This is a genomic window from uncultured Flavobacterium sp., assembly GCF_951805225.1.
Lineage (GTDB): Bacteria > Bacteroidota > Bacteroidia > Flavobacteriales > Flavobacteriaceae > Flavobacterium.
Map to the genome: position 1 here is coordinate 3,799,335 of NZ_OX638201.1, position 18,139 is coordinate 3,817,473.

An 18,139-nucleotide genomic window follows, 5' to 3' on the forward strand; every position below is an offset into this window, starting at 1 on the left:
ACTAATTTGTGATTGCTTCTCTAATATTCAAATTTCCTCTTAAAAACCCATAACCTTTACCCAGAAAAAGAAGTAACATGAATCCTGTGGCAAGTTTACATTTTTTATCTAAAGCAATGTTATTTCTAAAAATCAAATTAAATATATTTTGCTTGTACTTTTTAATAATTTCAAATCTGGAAGTCAACAAACACAACTCATATATAATGCTGGAAATTCTAAAAGTCAAATACTCATTTATTAAAAGATAATCTTCGACTTTTTGTTTCCTAATTAGTTTTTTTACTTTTAAGAAAAATACAATTTTAGATTCCAGGCTTAATCTTTTATTTTGTGCGTTTTGAGTAATACTTGTATTGCCTCTTCTTACCGAAAAAAGAAAATCATTTGTATAAATATACTTAGGATAATAAAGTAACATTCTTAAATGAAAATCTGATTCATGAGAGTCAAATAAGGTTTCATCAAATAGCTCTTTTCCTTCCAGATATTCTCTTTTCCATAATGGAGCAGCTGTTAGAAAATAATGATTTTTAACCAAATAACCCAATATTAAGCTATGCTCCAGATTTCTGTTTGCTTTGTTTTCTGTAACAATCTCAGAATTTTCATAAAAAGTCAACGAGAGACAAACACAAAAATCTAAATCCTTATCTTGTTCTAAAGTAGTAACTTGTTTTTCGAGAAAATCAGGATGCATAATATCGTCGCTATCAAACCACTTTACATACTTCCCTTTTGATAATTCGAAACCGTAGTTTCTACATGCGTTTGCGCCTTTTAATCTGTCAGCTGGTCTTTGATGATATTGAAATCTGGTATCATTTTCACAATACTTTTTTAAAACTTCATCGGTATTATCTGTAGATCCATCATCTACTACAATACATTCCCAATTCGTATAATTTTGCTTGATAATACTATCAAGTGTTTCACTAATTAAGTGCTCACGATTGTACGTTGGAATAATAATGGAGATCAAATTGTTCAATTTATAAATGATTTATATGAATCTTTTTATTCGTTGCTCTACTATTATTTATGCATTCAATTTTATTTTTGAATAAGCGAATTTGCTTTACGTATCCAAAGACTTTTGTGAAATTCAATCTAACAAAACTTCTGACTAAGAGTTTCTTGCTCTTTTTCAATTCTTTATTAATTTCCTTTTGACCAAAAGCATTGTTGATATTGGCGTAAGTAAAATAAACTCCTCTTAAATAGTTATCAAAATACTTTTCTGAAAACAATTTGTGATCCGCTTTTTTAGGTTTATGGCTATCATGTCTTATAAATGAATTTGGAACAACTCCAATATTCAGTTGATGAAATTTAACCCTTTGGCAATAATTATTATCTTCTCCGTAATGGTAAAAAATGGGATCAAATCCTCCAATTTTTTTTACTGTATCGATAGGTAAAAACCATGCAGCTGCCTGAATAAAGTCAATATCGTAAATGGACTTCATATCTTGTTTTAAAACAAAATCAGAAAAAAAAGCTCTGCTGTTATCTTCGGTCATGAACTTATAAAAATAATATTCTAAAAACTTCCCTGAATACTCTAATTGAATTGGGCTTAAAATTCCAAAGTCTGGATTTATTTGTGCGCTGTTTATTAAATTTTCAATTGTATTTTGCTCTAAAAAAGCATCCTGATTTAATAAGAAAACAAAATCAGCATTTTGTTTGAGAGCATAATTCATTCCTAAATTATTTGCTTTACCAAAACCTAAATTATGCTTTTGTTCTAATAAGATTACATCCGAAAATTTTTCTTTTATAAACAAAACCGTATCATCTGAACTGTTGTTGTCTATAACAATTATTGAGGTTGAAACAGAACTGTTTAAAACACTTTTTAAACATTCTTCTATCCATTTCATACCATTGTAGGTAACAATAATAACAAATCCCTTATTCATAAAATATACTTTTAGTACGCTATAATGTTGATTTTTTACGAATAATTAACTTAATCCATTTTTTAAAAAATTTAGAATATAATGGCGAGTACGGTTTCATACAGAATAAGTTAAACCAAATACTAATAACATTTTTCTTTATACCTAAATTTAAAGATCTATTTATAAAATTAGATCCGTTATCAAATTCTAAAATTTGCAAATCCTTATTTGTAAATTGATTATCTATTTTCAACGGTAAATATTTTCTATAAATCGAATGAATTTTAAAAGTCGAATCTATCCACTTTTCATCTAGATTTCCTATTGAAAAATGTTCAATCAAAATTTGATTCGTTACTAAAACTTTATAATCATACTTTTTATACTCAAAAGAAAAATTCAAATCGTAATTGTGAAAACCTTTTAGTTTAGTATTGAAAAATATTCTTTCGTCTTTTCTTGCTGCCATAAAAACACCATCAACAGCTATAACCTCTACTTTTTCATCATTGGTTTTAAATCCATATTCCCATTTTTCGGGATCGTTTTTAACATGCTGAATAATATTAATTACTTTCTGATCATCCGGGCAATTCCACCAACCTGAAGGCATTTTGGTTTTCACCTTAGATCCGGCAACGCCAATTAATCCAACTGTATTATTTTCTTCAAAAGTATCACTAATTATTTTTCCCCAATCATTGGTGTGGATGAAAATATCGTCATGAATGAAACATAAATATTCTCCTTTGCTTTGTTTTATTCCCAGGTTATAGGCTTCGAAAATAGAATATTTATTTTGCGAATTATTAATGATAATTAATTCAAATTTGACGCCTATTGTCTTTTCAATATTTTCTTTTAAATCAGAATCAATCAATTCATATCTTGAGCATATTATAACTGAAATCATCTAATTAATTTTTAAGCTTTAACAATATTCTTTTTTTCAAATTGTACTTCTGGATGAAAAAGCTAAAAATTGTTAAGAAAACAAAAAAAGCTTTTCCGTACTGCTTGTTTTTAAGTAAAATAAAAACTTTCTCATATTTTAAAACTTTAATAGCATTTTGATTATTAACACAAATAGTTTCAAGATTAGATGGTTTCTTTGTTTTTAGAAATTCAATCATTCCGTCTCGCATTTGAAAATCTATAGCAATAATTGAAATTCTATTTTCTAATTTAACTGCATTTGCAATTACACTTTCGGAGTGATATCTAAAATTATTAAAGCATTGTGCTACAAATCCAACTTTATTATTCACTAATACCTGGAAGTATAATTGCCAATCTCCACAATATTTTAGAATATTATCATTACCAAAAAAACCAGTTTTAGTTATTGCATTTTTTCGCATTAGAACACCGCTGGCATTTGGAATCACATTCTTATAGATCAAATACTTTTCGATAAAAAGATTTCCATTTAATACAAAATCATTCTCAAACTGATTTACATCCAGATCATCAGTATGATTTTTCCAAGTTCCGGTAATTTCACTTTTTTGATTAACGCGATTAGATTGACAATAGGATAAAGCAACATTTTCATCTTCTATTAATGGCTTAATGACGCTTTCGATAAAATTGTTGGAACAAAAATCGTCTGACTCTGCAATCCAGATAAAATCTCCTTTGGCCAGATCAATCCCTTTTTGCCATTGTTTAAAAGTATTTCCTGAGTTTTTTTCATTAAAAACACAGTGACTTACTTTATCATTTAAAGCATATTTTGATAGTATTTCCCTGCTATTATCTGTACTACAATCATCTAATAAAATAACTTCAAAATTAGAGTATGTTTGATTAAAAACACTATCTAATCGTTCTTTAAGATATTTTTCATGATTGTAATTTGGGACTAATACAGAAACTAACGGAATTACTGTAGACATTATTTATTAGGTTTAAAATATCTTATTATTATTCTCTTTTTATATCTCAGACTGGTTGTAACCTTAATGTAAAGCAGTTCAAAAAAGTCTGATTTAAATAAATACAAATCAAAAATTTGATAATGATATTTGGGAATAAGATTCCAGAAAAAAGTTTTATGAAAAATAAATCTATTAATACTTAAATTACCTATATCATTTCTACCGCCCAGATCTCCTTGATTATTTATTTGTATGTAAACTTGATTTATCCATTTTTTATTTGGGATAATTTCAGATAATGCTTTTATAAATCTATAATCCGAAACTTTCCAGCCGTCCCACCTTGCTTTATTTTTATATTTTGAATGAAATAAAAAGCAGGAGCTGTCAATATCATAAATCTCCAATTTTTCATTTCTAATTTTTTCATTACTAGGAATAACTACTCTATTTGGATATCTTGATTGCCAAAAAAAGATTGTGTCATCATCATTCTTTTTTATTTGACCTACAATTTCTTGTAAAACTTTATTATGAAAAATATTTACATCATCATCAATAAACATAATCCATCCTTCTTCAACTTGATCGAGTAATTCATTACAATACAAATTATAAAATGCAGGCGTAAATCCATCAGGATGATTTAATTTTTCTTCATTAATCCTATCAACCTTTACTTTTTTAAGATCATGTTTATTGATATAACTTAAATCATTATCATTATCGTAAGAGACAATATGATTAACATTTTTAAATGTCTGATTGGTTATAGAATATCTCAAATTATCAAATCCTATTGGTCGATTTGACGTACGCGTGAGTATGTTAATTAGTATTTTGTTATTTTTTTTCTTCATTATTTTACTATGAATACTATTTCTTAAAGCAATAAATAATAGACTATTACATATTTACTTTTCAAAATTTATTCTTGTAATTTGACTTCTAATTTTTGTTTACTTCAAGAATTAACTGGTCGGTAATAACTGCTAAAATGTAAATTGTCTTCATTTGGCTAATAATTACGTTTTTCATTTTTCACTTTATTAACAATTTTAAATAATTCTATTATTTTATTCTTAACTGCTTTTTCTGAATACAAATTAAATAGAAGTCTTTTATTTAATTCATGCTCTTCGTTATTCAAAGAAATCAAAATATTTTTATCTAATTCATCCAAATTAAATATTTTAATTCCATAAGTTTTATACGTTTCGTACACCGGACTTTTTGAATTAATAAAAATTTTGGCTCCAAAATATCCCATTGTAATAATGTTACCAACTCCTTGTTGACGAACATGATTAAAAACAACAATACCACAGCTTAATAAAATTTCGTTATATTCTTTTAAGCTCATAAAATCAGTTAATGGAATAAAATTTTCACCAAACAATTCTTTTCCTTTTAGAATTACATGTTCTTTATAAACTTCATTTCCACCATAACTTAGAGGTACATAAATTTTTCTATTATTTAAATCTATCTTTGATAACTTCTGTAAAATCTCTAAATGATTATTAGACGGATCTGCAGAATTACCTACCAAAATGTTATTTTTCCCTAAAACATTCTCATTAATTTTATCTCCTAATATGCCTTCTATACTTCCATAAGTAAATGGTGCATAAACAGCTTTTATGTCCATTTTTTTTAAAATCTTTAGTTCGCTGTAAATAACAGGAACAACAATATCCATTATTTTGGCGGCTCGATAAAAAATGGTATTATATTTTTGTTCTAAAACGTTTCTTAATCTAAGAGGAAGTATATGCTTAAAAAAAATATCCTTTTTAAAAATCCAAAACGCAAAATTGTTAAGAAGTAATTTATCCTTGACTTTTTCTTTGACTTTTTTTGTTTGTGCTTTATTTATGTATGATTTCGTGTTTTTTTCAAATATATCCTTGTGCAATAAAGGCCAATTTCCATATAAATCATGTCCCCAAATAAACCATACTTTAGTTACTTTAGGAGAAATATCTAGTGCTATTCTTTGTTTTGTATGCTCTAAAGCGTGAAAAAAAACGATCGGATAAGAATCTTCAATATTATTTATTTTTTCGATAAAACTTTTAAAACTCTCTTTATCATAAGCATCAAAAGTCTTAACTATTTTAGAAGTTACATATTGAAATGTTTCTCCTTGTTTCTTAATTATCCAATATTCTGAAATTCCAGGATAGACTGATTCAAATAATTTTATTGCAGGATCAATAAATTTATCATCATTAAAAACATGGATTATTTTACTGTTATTATCCAAGTTTATTTAGAAATTTAATGGACTTAATTCTTTTATCACCTTTGCTGGCATTCCAACTACTAAACAGTTATCAGGAACATCTTTGGTAATTACGGCTCCTGCACCAACTATCACATTTTTTCCAATAGTTATTTTAGGTAAAACTGTAGCATTTGTGCCAAGAACTGCATAGTCACCTATTTTACAATTTCCTGAAATACTTACTCCTGGGGATATTTCTACAAAATTTCCTATGTGACAATCGTGACCAATTGTACTATTTAGATTAACGATAACACCTTTACCGATAAATACATCGTTTGTAATTACGCTGCCTGTCATTATATTAATTCCCTCGTTCAATTGGTTTCCAAAACTACCAATATTTGCCTCCGGACTTATTGTTGAAGTAAAAACTCCGCCAAGTTCTATAAATTTATCTGCTAGCTTTTTTCTAAGTATTGGATTTCCGATACCAATTGTAAATCTATTATCTACATTTTTGAAAAAATCAGAAGCTTCATCAATTGTTCTTAGAATTCTAAATTTACCATATAACATTTCTGGTAAATCCTCACTTACATCATCATAAAAAACTAAGTTCTCAATTTGATTTAATTGATTAAGAATTTCTAATACTTCTTTTGCAAACCCTTTGGCTCCAACTATTAACATAATGCTTTATTTATTAAATTGGTTATGGTAATTAAATCTGTCTGAGATAGCCCAACATATAAAGGAAGACATAATATTCTGGATACAATACTCTCTGAAATTGGCATTTTATCACCTTTTGTATATTCAATCGTATTTAAAGACGGATAAAAGTATCTTCTAGGATAGATGTTATTTTGATTCAATTCTTTCTGAATCTTTAATAATATTTCTTCATTTTCAAATATTACCGGATAATAACTATAGTTCCAATCTGTATCTTTTCTAATTTTTAATGTTTGAAGCTGACTAGCATCCAAATTATCATTATAAAAGTTAACTACTTCTTTTCTTTTACTGAAGATTTCTTCCATGTAAGGTAAAACCGCTAAGCCCATCGCTGCTTGAAGCTCAGAAATTTTTCCGTTAATACCAAGTCCATAAAATTCTAATGGTCCATTATGTCCAAAATTATGTGAATAAAATAATTTATGGTGTAAGTCTTTCTGTTCTGTAAAAATAGCGCCTCCTTCTCCGGTGTGAAATAATTTTGTTGCATGAAAACTACAAGTACTTACATCGCCATAACTAAATATCGATTTATTTTTATATTTTACACCAAAACCATGTGCTGCATCATAAATTACTTTTAAGTTATGCTTACTCGCAATTGCCTCAATTGCTTCGACATTACAAGGGTTTCCAAAAACATGAGTTGCTAAAATTGCTGTTGTTTTACTTGTAATTGCAGCTTCAATCTTAGTTTCATCGATTGTTAAATAATCCGGATGAATATCCACAAATACCGGTTTACAATTTTCCCAAACTATAGCTGCTGTGGTAGCGACATAACTAAAAGGTGTTGTTATTATTTCTCCACCATTTCCAAATAATTTTAAAGCAATTTGTAATGGTATGGTTCCATTATTAGTTATAATAATATTAGTAACGCTAAGACTTTTTTTTAACTTTTCCTCTAGTTCCAGAACTAATTCTCCTCGATTTGTAATCCACTGCTTATTCCAGGCTTTTTCAAGATATTTATTATACTCCTCAATAGGAGGCAGAAAAGTTTTTGTTACATTGATCATTATTTCTAATTTTTATTCCCCCAATTAAAAGTGGGTTTAATATAACCCGGTTCTCTACCCATATAAACTCCTAACTCTCTACCGCCATCAATTACTGTAAAATGTATAATATCACTCTCTTTAAATATTGATTTCTTTTTATCTTCAACAATAAAAAATGCTAAGCTAAAAGTACCTGACTGAAAGAAATTTGCTGGAAAAGTACACGTCAAAATATTTTGCCCTTTTCTTAATACTTCTTTAGTATTATTATTTGAAAAAGAGAACAAAGATTCTCCCATATCATTATAAAGATGATATGTTATGTGATATCTTTCACAATCATCACCTTTTAAGAATATGTTAGTTATTAACTCAATTTCTTTATTTTCTACTAATGGTTCATCGAAGCTTTCTCCAACATTTTGAAGTCCGATTTCGTTTAAAGTAAATACATCAGTATCAATATCATCAAATTTTTTACTGTTTGATCTTTCAAAATCCGAACCGCCTAAATAGTAAGAGACAGCTTTATCAATCTCTTCATCTAAAACGACTTTACCATGTTCTAAAACAATTCCTCTTGTACACAAACTTTTTACTGCTGCCATATTATGGCTCACAAATAAGACTGTTCTTCCTTGTCCTTTAGAGATATCCTGCATTTTACCAATAGCTTTTTTCTGAAATTCAGCATCTCCTACAGCCAAAACCTCATCAATAACTAAAATTTCAGGTTCCAAGAAAGCGGCAACGGCAAAAGCCAAACGGACTGTCATACCGCTACTGTATCTTTTTACCGGAGTATCTATATATCGTTCGCAACCAGAGAAATCAATAATTTCATCAAGTTTTGAAGTAATTTCTTTTTTTGTCATTCCGAGAATAGCACCATTTAAAAAAATGTTTTCTCTTCCTGTCATTTCTCCATGAAATCCAGTACCAACTTCTAATAGAGATGCAATTCTTCCACGTGATTTTATACTTCCTGTAGTTGGAGCTGTTACTTTTGATAATATTTTTAAAAGTGTCGATTTTCCTGCACCATTTTTACCAATTATCCCTAGAACTTCTCCACGTTGAACTTCAAAATTAATATCCTGCAGAGCCCAAACATAATCAGAACTTCCTTTTGTAGAACGATCATTTACATCTCCAATTTTTAAGTATGGATTTTCCTTTCCACGTATTTGATACCACCATCGATTCAAATCATGACTCAAAGTTCCTGTTCCTACTTGTCCTAAACGATATTGTTTAGAAATGTTTTCGCCTTTTAAAATAATATCTTTTTCCAATTACTATAGTGTAAATTATAAATTTTGCTTGCTAACTAAACAGTGTCTATAAAACTTTTTTCTGTTTTATTAAAAACTAAAAGGCCAATAAAGAGTATTGCAATTGTTAATCCCAGAGTATAAACTAATCCCAAAATTGAAATTTGCCCAACATTCAAAAGCATATATCTGCTAGTTTCAATTATATAAGCCAAAGGGTTATAATCAACAATCCAACCGTACTTTGGCATCTTTTCTTTGATTAATTCCATAGGATACATAACTGCCGATAAATACATCAGTAGTTGTATACCAAAACTTATTAAATTACTAAAATCTCTATATTTTGTTACCATAGAAGAAATCAACATTCCAAGCCCTAAACCTAAAACTCCCATAATTATAATCAAAATAGGGAAAAATATAATGGAACTATTTATAGACAAATTTGCTCCATTAAAATAATAGTAGATATAAAAGACTATAAAAATTAGAAATTGGATTCCAAATTTGATCAAAGTAGAAATTACTACTGATAGTGGAGTTATAATTCTGGGGAAATAAACTTTACCAAATATTCCGGCATTAGATTTAAATGTATCTGAAGTACCATTAAGACAAGCTGTAAAATAATTCCAAACCGTAATCCCGGCCAAATTAAATAAAAATGGAGGTATAGATCCTGTATCAATTCCTGCAACATTATTAAATATTATAGTAAATGTTACTGAAGTAAATAAAGGCTGAATCAAGTACCACAGCGGTCCCAAAACAGTTTGTTTATATACTGTTATTACATCTCGCTTCACAAAAAGAAACAACAAGTCTCTGTATTGCCAAACTTCTTTAAGATTTAATGAGAAGAACTTGTTTTTTGGCGTTATTTCAAACAGCCATTGATTGGTATTATTTGTTGTGTTCATTTTTTATGTCTCTTCGCTATTATTGCTACAAGAGTTTTTTTATTTAATAAAATATATTTTTAAATCTATTGTATAAATAACAAAATCAATCTTTCTCTTCAAATTAACAAGATTTTTATTCGCTTAAAAATCACTAAAAAAGCAAAAAGGCGTTTTAAAAAAAACACCTTTTACTTTTTTATATTTGAATTACATATAAACTTTATCTTATAATTTTTATTTGTCTAGAACTTCAAAAGTTGAATTCATACTTTTAAATTCGGGAACAATTTTTTTCATTTTAGCAACAATGTCATCATTGTCATAAAAATCTGCAATACCTATTAATTCACCAATCTCTGTATGAAGATTTTCATATTCATCCTGAATTTCCTGTGCAATCATAATTTTATTATGATAAGTTGGCAATGTCTTAGAAGTATCATTTAATAATTCTTCATAAAGTTTTTCCCCTGGTCTTAAACCAACAATTTTTATCTTGATTTCTTTGTCTGGAATAAATCCTGCCAATTTGATCATCTTCTTGGCCAAATCAATAATACGAACGGGTTTCCCCATATCGAAAATATAAATTTCTCCTCCATTACCCATTGCTCCCGCTTCCAATACCAATTGGCAAGCTTCCGGAATAGTCATAAAGTAGCGAATAATATCCTGATGTGTTATAGTAACTGGTCCGCCTTCGGCAATTTGTTTCGTAAACAATGGAACAACTGATCCATTTGACCCCAAAACATTCCCAAAACGTGTAGTAATAAACTTTGTTACTACTTCGGTATTTTCTTTTTGATTTTTTAAATATAAAGACTGCACATATTTTTCGGCTATGCGCTTACTCGCCCCCATAACATTGCTAGGATTAACAGCTTTATCTGTTGAAACCATAACAAATTTTTTGACATGATATTTACAAGATAAATCAGCCAGATTTTTGGTTCCTTTAATATTTGTCAAGATCGCCTGTGAAGGGTTTTCTTCCATCAAAGGAACATGTTTATATGCGGCTGCATGAAAAACAACATGTGGATTGTAATTTTTAAAAACTTTCTCGATTGCCTTTTTACTTTTTACATCAGCAATTACCGCAACAATTTTTGATGCAGAACCTATTGCCAAGGTTTCTAAACATAAATTATGTAATGGTGTTTCGGCATGATCCAGAATAATAACCATTTTTGGATTAAAACCTAATACCTGTCTTACGATTTCACTACCAATTGATCCCGCAGCTCCAGTGATAAGAACAGTTTTATCTTTTAATTGTTTTGAAATTGATTTACTATCTAAAACAATAGGTTTTCTTTCTAATAAATCTTCAATTTGGATATTTTTTACTTTTTGAGAAATCTCTTTTTGATTTTCCCAATCCGAAATAAGCGGAACGGTATAAACTCTATAGTTAAATTCTAAGCATTGATCAACAATAATTAATTGTTCTTCTTTAGATAAACTTTTGTCTGCAATAATAACACCTTCTGCAGCTACAGATCGCATCAAAGCGGGTAATTTTTTTCTTAAAATCAAAATTGGCAAATCCAGCATTCGCTTAGATGCATTTTGATTATTCTTATCTACAAAACCAACAATTTTAAATCTTGAAGGAGTTTCAAATTTTAATGCATTAGCTACAGAAATTGCGTTTGCATCTGTTCCATAAATAACAGTCCTAATTAACTTAGAATTCGTTTTCTCTGAAAAATATAATTCGAAAGTTTGTTTTACAACAACACGATATAAAAACAAACCGCAAAATGAAAGTACTAAGTTAATGAAGAGCGCTGTATTTAAAAATGCTTTATGCCCGGTATATAATTCAAAAACTAAATTGAAAAATAAAAAGAACACTAAAACTGACATTTGAGAAAACAGCAATTTTATCGCGTCGATATAAGAAGAGTGTCGGATAATCCCCGAATAAGTTCTAAATAGCCAAAAGAAAAAAACATTTACGACAATTAGACTCGATACAAAGTAAAAGTGATGAGATGTAATAATATAACCTAATGCTGTACCTTCAAACAACATGTAAGTAAATGTAAATGCAAAAATTAGAACCATTATATCTATTGCGATAATGATCCATCTTGGCAAATAACTTAGGTTATTTATACTTGCTCTCAAATTTCTTGGTGAGAAAGAATTAAGCAATAAAGAGGCTATTTGGTTTGTCTTATCTGTATTCAATTTGGTTCAGTTTAATTATATAAACTTTGTATGGCTTACAAAAATACGAATTAAAGGTTTTAAAAAATTATTTATGAAGCGTAAATTATAATTTAACGCCTTTTTTCTTTTGTTTCAGGAATTCTATTAAATATGCTCCGTATCCAGATTTAACCAAAGGCAATGCTAATTCTTCTAATTGAGCATCACTAATAAATCCTTGTCTCCAGGCAATTTCTTCAATACAGCCTACTTTCAGACCTTGTCTTTCTTCAAGTACCTGAACAAATTGACCTGCTTGCATTAGACTATTAAAAGTTCCTGTATCGAGCCATGCTGTACCTCTGCTTAAAATTCCAACTTTTAAAGCTTCTTTTTCTAAATATACTTTATTTACATCGGTAATTTCATATTCTCCTCTGGCACTTGGCTTAATATTCTTAGCTATTTCTACTACTGAATTATCATAAAAATACAATCCCGGAACTGCGTAATTTGATTTTGGTTCTAATGGCTTCTCTTCTATAGAAATTGCTTTGAAGTTTTCATCAAATTCTACAACACCATATCTTTCAGGATCTGAAACATGATAAGCAAATACAACACCGCCTTTAGGTTTTGTATTTGATTTTAACAATTCTTGCATATTCGATCCAAAAAATATGTTGTCACCCAGAATTAAAGCAACATCATCATTTCCTATAAACTCTTCTCCAATTACAAAAGCCTGAGCCAAACCATTTGGTATTTCTTGTTCGGCATAACTGAATTTACATCCCAAAACAGAACCATCACCTAATAACTTCTTAAAGTTTGGCAAATCATGAGGAGTTGAAATAATCAGTATTTCATTGATCCCAGCCATCATCAAAGTAGATAATGGATAATAAATCATTGGTTTGTCATACACTGGCATCATTTGCTTACTCATCGCAAGCGTCAAAGGGTGCAAACGTGTACCAGAACCTCCAGCTAAAATAATTCCTTTCATTAACCTAAGATTTTATATTTTATTATATAAATACTTTTTTTAAGCTTTCTTTATAATCAGGAACTTCCACAGCGTAAGTATTCTTAATTTTTGTTTTATCTAATAACGAAAATTCAGGCCTTTTTGCAGGAGTTGGATAAGCTGCTGACGGAATACCCGTTACAGTGCAATTATACCCTCCAAGTTCTTTAATATCCAACGCAAAATCAAACCAACTTATTTCACCTTCATTTGAATAATTATAAATTCCCGGAATCCATTTTTCAGATTCTAAGATTATAATCATTACCTGAGCTAAATCTGCTGCATATGTAGGTGAACCAATTTGATCATTAACAACGCTAATTGCATCTCTTTCCTGCATCAATCGCTGCATTGTTTTAACGAAATTATTACCAAACTTGCTGTACACCCACGAAGTTCTTAAAATCACAGAATTCGGATTTTCCTTCAAACAAGCAATTTCTCCTGCTAACTTGCTTTCACCATATACATTTACAGGATTTGTATTTGCTTCTTCATTTAAAGCAACAGAAGAAGATCCATCAAACACATAATCAGTAGAAACGTGAATTAATTTTACATTATTCTTTGCACTATATTTTGCAATTACTTCTACTGCTAAATTATTGATTGTAAATGCTGCTTGTTTTTCTGTTTCTGCTTTATCAACTGCGGTAAAAGCTGCGCAATTTAAGATTATATCGGGTTGAATTTTGTTTAACTGAATTTCAAGTAATTCTAATTTATCTAAACTAATCTCGTTTCGATCTGCAAAAACCCATTCGTATTTTTGATGTTTTTTTGCTAAAACTGCCAATTCAGAACCAAGTTGCCCGTTTGAACCTGTAACAAGAATTCTTTTCATTAAAACAAACTATTACAATTATCAATATACGGAAGAACTTGATCTTTTTCAGAAACAATTGCTTCGTCTAAATTCATTCCCCAATCTATGTTTAAAGATGGATCATCAAACTTAATTCCACCTTCAGAAGTTTTATCATAAACCTGATCACATTTATACATTACAGATGCCGTTTCACTTATCACAGAAAATCCATGAGCAAAACCTTGTGGGACTAATAACTGCTTCTTGTTTTCGGCTGATAATAAAATACTGAACGATTTTCCATAGGTAGGAGAATCTTTTCTCAAATCTACTGCAACATCAATAATTTCGCCTTCCAGAACACGCACCAATTTTGTTTGTGCATAAGGTGGGTTTTGGTAATGCAAACCACGTATTACTCCCTTTTTTGAAAAAGATTGATTATCTTGAATAAAATTAAAAATGACACCTAAATCATCTAATTTCACTTTATTATATGACTCGAAAAAAAAGCCTCTTTCATCTTCATAAACAATCGGTTCTAAGACAATCAAATCATTTATGAATGTTTTTTCTATTTTCACGTTATATAATTCTCTGTTAGTTTTTTGATTGTTTTTTATTAAAAAAAACATCCAAAGCTTCTTTTATTCTTGACCTGTCTTCATCTGTCAAATTTGAACCTGAAGGCAGACACAGTCCATCTTGAAATAAAGTCTCTGAGATTTTTTCACCATAGTAAGGGTATTTTTCAAAAATTGGCTGTAAATGCATTGGTTTCCATAATGGACGGCTTTCAATATTATCAATTTCAAGAGCCTTTCTTAAATCTTCACGAGTTTTTCCTCCCGTTTTTTCAGGATCGATAGTTATCGCTGATAGCCAATGATTAGAATAATAATTGTTATCAATTTCTTTCAAAATAGTTACACCATCAATATTTGCGAAATAATCTGCATAAAACTGATGCATTTTTCTTCTTAACTGAATATGTGTATCTAAAACTTCCATTTGTCCTCTTCCAATACCAGCACAAATATTACTCATTCTGTAATTAAAACCAACTTCACTATGTTGATAATGTGGCGCATTATCTCTTGCTTGAGTTGAAAGAAAAACAGCTTTATCTTTTGTTTCTTTATTTTGTGTTACAATTGCTCCTCCTCCAGATGTGGTAATAATTTTATTTCCATTAAAAGAAAGTGCTGCAATTTCTCCAAATGTTCCACATTTTTTATTTTTATAATGACTTCCTAAAGCTTCCGCACTATCTTCTAAAACAGGAATATCATACTTAGCCGCAACTGCATGTATTTCTTCAACTTTATAAGGCATACCATAAAGATGAACAGCAATTATCGCTTTTGGCTTTCTTCCATTTGAAATTCTATCTACAATTGCTTTTTCTAAAGAAACTGGACACATATTCCATGTTTCTGATTCACTATCAATAAAAACAGGCGTTGCGCCTTGGTACATAATAGGATTTGCTGAAGCCGAGAATGTCATACTCTGACAAATTACTTCGTCACCAGCTTCAACTCCTAATAAAATTAATCCTAAATGAATAGCTGCTGTCCCAGAACTTAAAGCTCCTATTTGAACGCCTTCATTTAAGTATTTTTCTAAATCATCTTCAAAACCATTAACATTTGGGCCTAATGGCGCTACCCAATTTGTATCAAAAGCTTCTTGTACATATTTTTGTTCGTTTCCTCCCATATGTGGAGAAGAAAGCCATATTTTTGAATTGTTCATTATTTAAAATATTTTTTTTGCAGGATTTCCAAAATAGGTTCCTTCTTTTTTTATTGATTTTAAAACTACTGATCCCGCACCAATTCTTGTATTATCAGGAATTTTAACACCTGGAAGAATTACAGCGTTTGATCCAATAAAAACATTATTTCCTATAACAGCACCACCGCCTATATCTACATTTGCCATTATACTTGTAAAATCACCAATAGTAACATCGTGACCAATTTGAGAACCGTTATTTATGAAAACAAAATTTCCAATTTTTGAATCACAAGATATAATTGCATAAGGAAGCAAAACTAACCCTTTACCATAGTTTGTTCGTTCACCAATAAAACAAGATTGATGAACATAAGAAAAGATTGAAATATTATTTTGAACTAATTCACTATATAATTGTTCTTTAACATTTACATCTGCAATTGCACAAATAACAGATTGATTCTTCTCTATATTATTTAAGTCAATTTTCCCAAGAAGTTTTTCATTTATCTCATAACCATTTAAGGCTTCTGGATTTTCATCCATAAAACCTACAATCGTTATTTTATTTTCATCAGATGTATTAATCCAGCTTACAATTTCCCTCGCTAAACCTCCTGCACCTAAAACTATGACTTCTAAATTATTGTACTGAGTACCCACCATCAATTTTTATATTTTGTCCTGTTATCCATTTACTAAAATCTGATAATAAAAATGTTATCATTGGCACAACATCTTCTACTTCACCAATACCCAACGGATGCATTTCTTTAATTCTTTCAATATTCTCGTCTTCAATTTGCGAAAATAATTTTTGAGTCATTGGAGTGTTTACAACTCCCGGAGATATTGCATTTACTCTAAATTTTCTTTTAGCAAGTTCTAAAGCCGATGACTTTACAACTCCTAAAACAGCTGATTTAGTAGCACAATATCCTATTTTTCCCGGCTGTCCCAAATCTCCCATTACAGAAGATAAAAAAACAACACTTGATCCGTCATTTGAATATTTTTTCTTTGAAAAATGTCTCAGTAATTCAATTCCACTAAAAACATTTATTTCAAATATCTTTTTTACGTTTTCAGGATTATACATTGTCAATGGCAAAGTTTCTTCAATACCAGCGCAATGAACAAAACCATCAAATTTTTCTCCTGCTAATGTTTCATCAAATATTTTAGGATAACTTTGATAATCTGTTAAATCCAGAGATAAAAATTTTAGTGCATCATTTGAACTTGCAATAAGATTTTCAATTTTACTTTTGTCTCTACCAACAGCAAGTACAGTACATTTATTATTTAATAAAAAATTACATAGCGCCAAACCTATACCAGAAGTAGCTCCAGTAACTAATATTTTTTTATCTTGTATCATTTTACGTATTTTTTGTATTCTTGTTGAAAAGAAAGAACTCTCTCTTCTTCTTGGCTTAATTCCCCATCATAAGAAGAAAATTTCACACCTTTTTGCACTTCTTGACAAATAGCTTTGTCTTCATCAAATACTTTACGATTAAAGTCTACCAAACTATCTTCATAAATTTTTTCTAAAACACCATTATTATTGTTTTCCTTTTTTGTAATAAAAACAAAACTTTTAAATAATGTCTTATCTTCTGATATTGGAATAATTTGCGATAGATTAAACGAAATTCCATAAGTAGAAGAAATTAAAATATTTGGAAAAACAATTAAATGTCTGTATCCGTCAATTACATAATTTCTTTCTTGAAATGGTTTATGCACTTTTGCTTGTTTACCTTCATTTTCTTTCATTAAAACCTCAGCATCCCACATTGAATGATTTTTTGAAAAAGAAAAATCCAATCCATCAGCTCCTAGTTTTTGAAATGTTTCTGAATGTATTAAAGCAACATGGTAACTTTCTAATGTATTTTCGACAACAATTTTCCAATTGCAAGCAATTTCAATCTCATTTACATCAATCAGTTTTCCAAAATTATTGGACATATTTTCCACTTCACTATAAAAATCACCTAAATAATCCTGAAGTGTAATTTCATCGTTTTTTACTTTTAAAAACACTAAAGTTCCACAAATATCTACAGAATACTCTTCTAGTTTAAGGCATTCTAATTCTTCTTTTGTAAAACTGAACAAAGGTTTTTTTGGTATTCCAAATGGAATTCCTTTATCATTGTAAGCCCATCCATGATAAGGACACATTAAAGGTCTGTTTCCTTTCGCAGAAGTTTGAATAATTGAATGTCTATGTGAACAAACATTTTTAAACGCTCTAATCTTACCTTTCAAATTTTGTACAACAACAGATATTCCAGAAATATCAGACACCACAAAATCATTTACTTCTGCAAAATCCGAGGTAAAACCTATAAAATTCCAGATTTCAGAAAACAGCTCTTTTTTTTCTTGTTCAAAAATTTCTTTTTTAAAATATTCTTTTGGCTTTATTAAAGCTTTCAT

General features: G+C 29.2%; 18 protein-coding genes. All 18 read right to left on the minus strand.

Annotation, left to right across the window (positions count from 1 at the left end; all coding sequences use genetic code 11):
- Nucleotide 1: 1 nt before the first annotated feature.
- The 18 genes from WN975_RS15710 to WN975_RS15795 all read right to left on the minus strand — a co-directional run bounded on the left by WN975_RS15710 (nt 2) and on the right by WN975_RS15795 (nt 18,139).
- The gene (locus tag WN975_RS15710) at nt 2-991 is read right to left on the minus strand and encodes a glycosyltransferase family 2 protein (RefSeq protein WP_337967357.1); all 990 of its coding nucleotides are present in this window, start codon (nt 989-991) and stop codon (nt 2-4) included.
- Between the two features lies 1 nt (nt 992).
- Nucleotides 993-1,925, minus strand: a complete 933-nt coding sequence (locus WN975_RS15715; RefSeq protein WP_337967358.1) for a glycosyltransferase family 2 protein — start codon at nt 1,923-1,925, stop codon at nt 993-995.
- A gap of 19 nt (nt 1,926-1,944) precedes the next feature.
- On the minus strand, nt 1,945-2,820 hold the full coding sequence (locus WN975_RS15720) for a glycosyltransferase (protein WP_337967359.1): 876 nt from the start codon (nt 2,818-2,820) through the stop codon (nt 1,945-1,947).
- Nucleotides 2,821-2,824: 4 nt separating this feature from the next.
- Entirely contained in the window at nt 2,825-3,805 is a 981-nt protein-coding gene (locus tag WN975_RS15725; RefSeq protein WP_337967360.1) for a glycosyltransferase family 2 protein, read from the minus strand.
- Nucleotides 3,805-4,647 carry a hypothetical protein gene (locus tag WN975_RS15730; RefSeq protein ID WP_337967361.1) on the minus strand — a complete coding sequence of 281 codons (843 nt, stop codon included), beginning with the start codon at nt 4,645-4,647 and terminating at the stop codon, nt 3,805-3,807. The genes WN975_RS15725 and WN975_RS15730 overlap by 1 nt, the downstream gene beginning before the upstream one ends.
- Nucleotides 4,648-4,805: 158 nt before the next feature.
- The gene (locus WN975_RS15735) at nt 4,806-6,056 is read right to left on the minus strand and encodes a TDP-N-acetylfucosamine:lipid II N-acetylfucosaminyltransferase (RefSeq protein ID WP_337967362.1); all 1,251 of its coding nucleotides are present in this window, start codon (nt 6,054-6,056) and stop codon (nt 4,806-4,808) included.
- A 6-nt stretch (nt 6,057-6,062) separates the two neighbouring features.
- Entirely contained in the window at nt 6,063-6,710 is a 648-nt protein-coding gene (locus tag WN975_RS15740) for an acetyltransferase (protein ID WP_337967363.1), read from the minus strand.
- Nucleotides 6,704-7,780, minus strand: a complete 1,077-nt coding sequence (locus WN975_RS15745; protein ID WP_337967364.1) for a DegT/DnrJ/EryC1/StrS family aminotransferase — start codon at nt 7,778-7,780, stop codon at nt 6,704-6,706. Before WN975_RS15745 ends, WN975_RS15740 begins: the two co-directional genes overlap by 7 nt.
- Before the next feature lie 5 nt (nt 7,781-7,785).
- Nucleotides 7,786-9,057: an ABC transporter ATP-binding protein gene (locus WN975_RS15750; protein WP_337967365.1), complete on the minus strand. Its 1,272-nt coding sequence runs from the start codon at nt 9,055-9,057 to the stop codon at nt 7,786-7,788.
- A gap of 35 nt (nt 9,058-9,092) precedes the next feature.
- On the minus strand, nt 9,093-9,959 hold the full coding sequence (locus WN975_RS15755; protein WP_337967366.1) for an ABC transporter permease: 867 nt from the start codon (nt 9,957-9,959) through the stop codon (nt 9,093-9,095).
- A gap of 216 nt (nt 9,960-10,175) precedes the next feature.
- Nucleotides 10,176-12,143, minus strand: coding sequence for a nucleoside-diphosphate sugar epimerase/dehydratase (locus WN975_RS15760; RefSeq protein WP_337967367.1), 1,968 nt, complete (start codon nt 12,141-12,143; stop codon nt 10,176-10,178).
- An 85-nt stretch (nt 12,144-12,228) separates the two neighbouring features.
- Complete coding sequence (gene rfbA / locus WN975_RS15765; protein WP_337967368.1) at nt 12,229-13,113, minus strand: glucose-1-phosphate thymidylyltransferase RfbA; 885 nt, start codon at nt 13,111-13,113, stop codon at nt 12,229-12,231.
- A gap of 22 nt (nt 13,114-13,135) precedes the next feature.
- The gene (rfbD, locus tag WN975_RS15770; RefSeq protein ID WP_337967369.1) at nt 13,136-13,981 is read right to left on the minus strand and encodes a dTDP-4-dehydrorhamnose reductase; all 846 of its coding nucleotides are present in this window, start codon (nt 13,979-13,981) and stop codon (nt 13,136-13,138) included.
- Entirely contained in the window at nt 13,981-14,529 is a 549-nt protein-coding gene (gene rfbC, locus WN975_RS15775; protein WP_337967370.1) for a dTDP-4-dehydrorhamnose 3,5-epimerase, read from the minus strand. Before rfbC ends, rfbD begins: the two co-directional genes overlap by 1 nt.
- Before the next feature lie 16 nt (nt 14,530-14,545).
- Entirely contained in the window at nt 14,546-15,703 is a 1,158-nt protein-coding gene (locus WN975_RS15780) for a DegT/DnrJ/EryC1/StrS family aminotransferase (RefSeq protein ID WP_337967371.1), read from the minus strand.
- 3 nt (nt 15,704-15,706) lie between these two features.
- Nucleotides 15,707-16,354, minus strand: a complete 648-nt coding sequence (locus WN975_RS15785) for an acetyltransferase (RefSeq protein WP_337967372.1) — start codon at nt 16,352-16,354, stop codon at nt 15,707-15,709.
- The gene (locus WN975_RS15790; protein WP_337967373.1) at nt 16,332-17,069 is read right to left on the minus strand and encodes an SDR family oxidoreductase; all 738 of its coding nucleotides are present in this window, start codon (nt 17,067-17,069) and stop codon (nt 16,332-16,334) included. Before WN975_RS15790 ends, WN975_RS15785 begins: the two co-directional genes overlap by 23 nt.
- Complete coding sequence (locus WN975_RS15795; protein ID WP_337967374.1) at nt 17,066-18,139, minus strand: SRPBCC family protein; 1,074 nt, start codon at nt 18,137-18,139, stop codon at nt 17,066-17,068. Before WN975_RS15795 ends, WN975_RS15790 begins: the two co-directional genes overlap by 4 nt.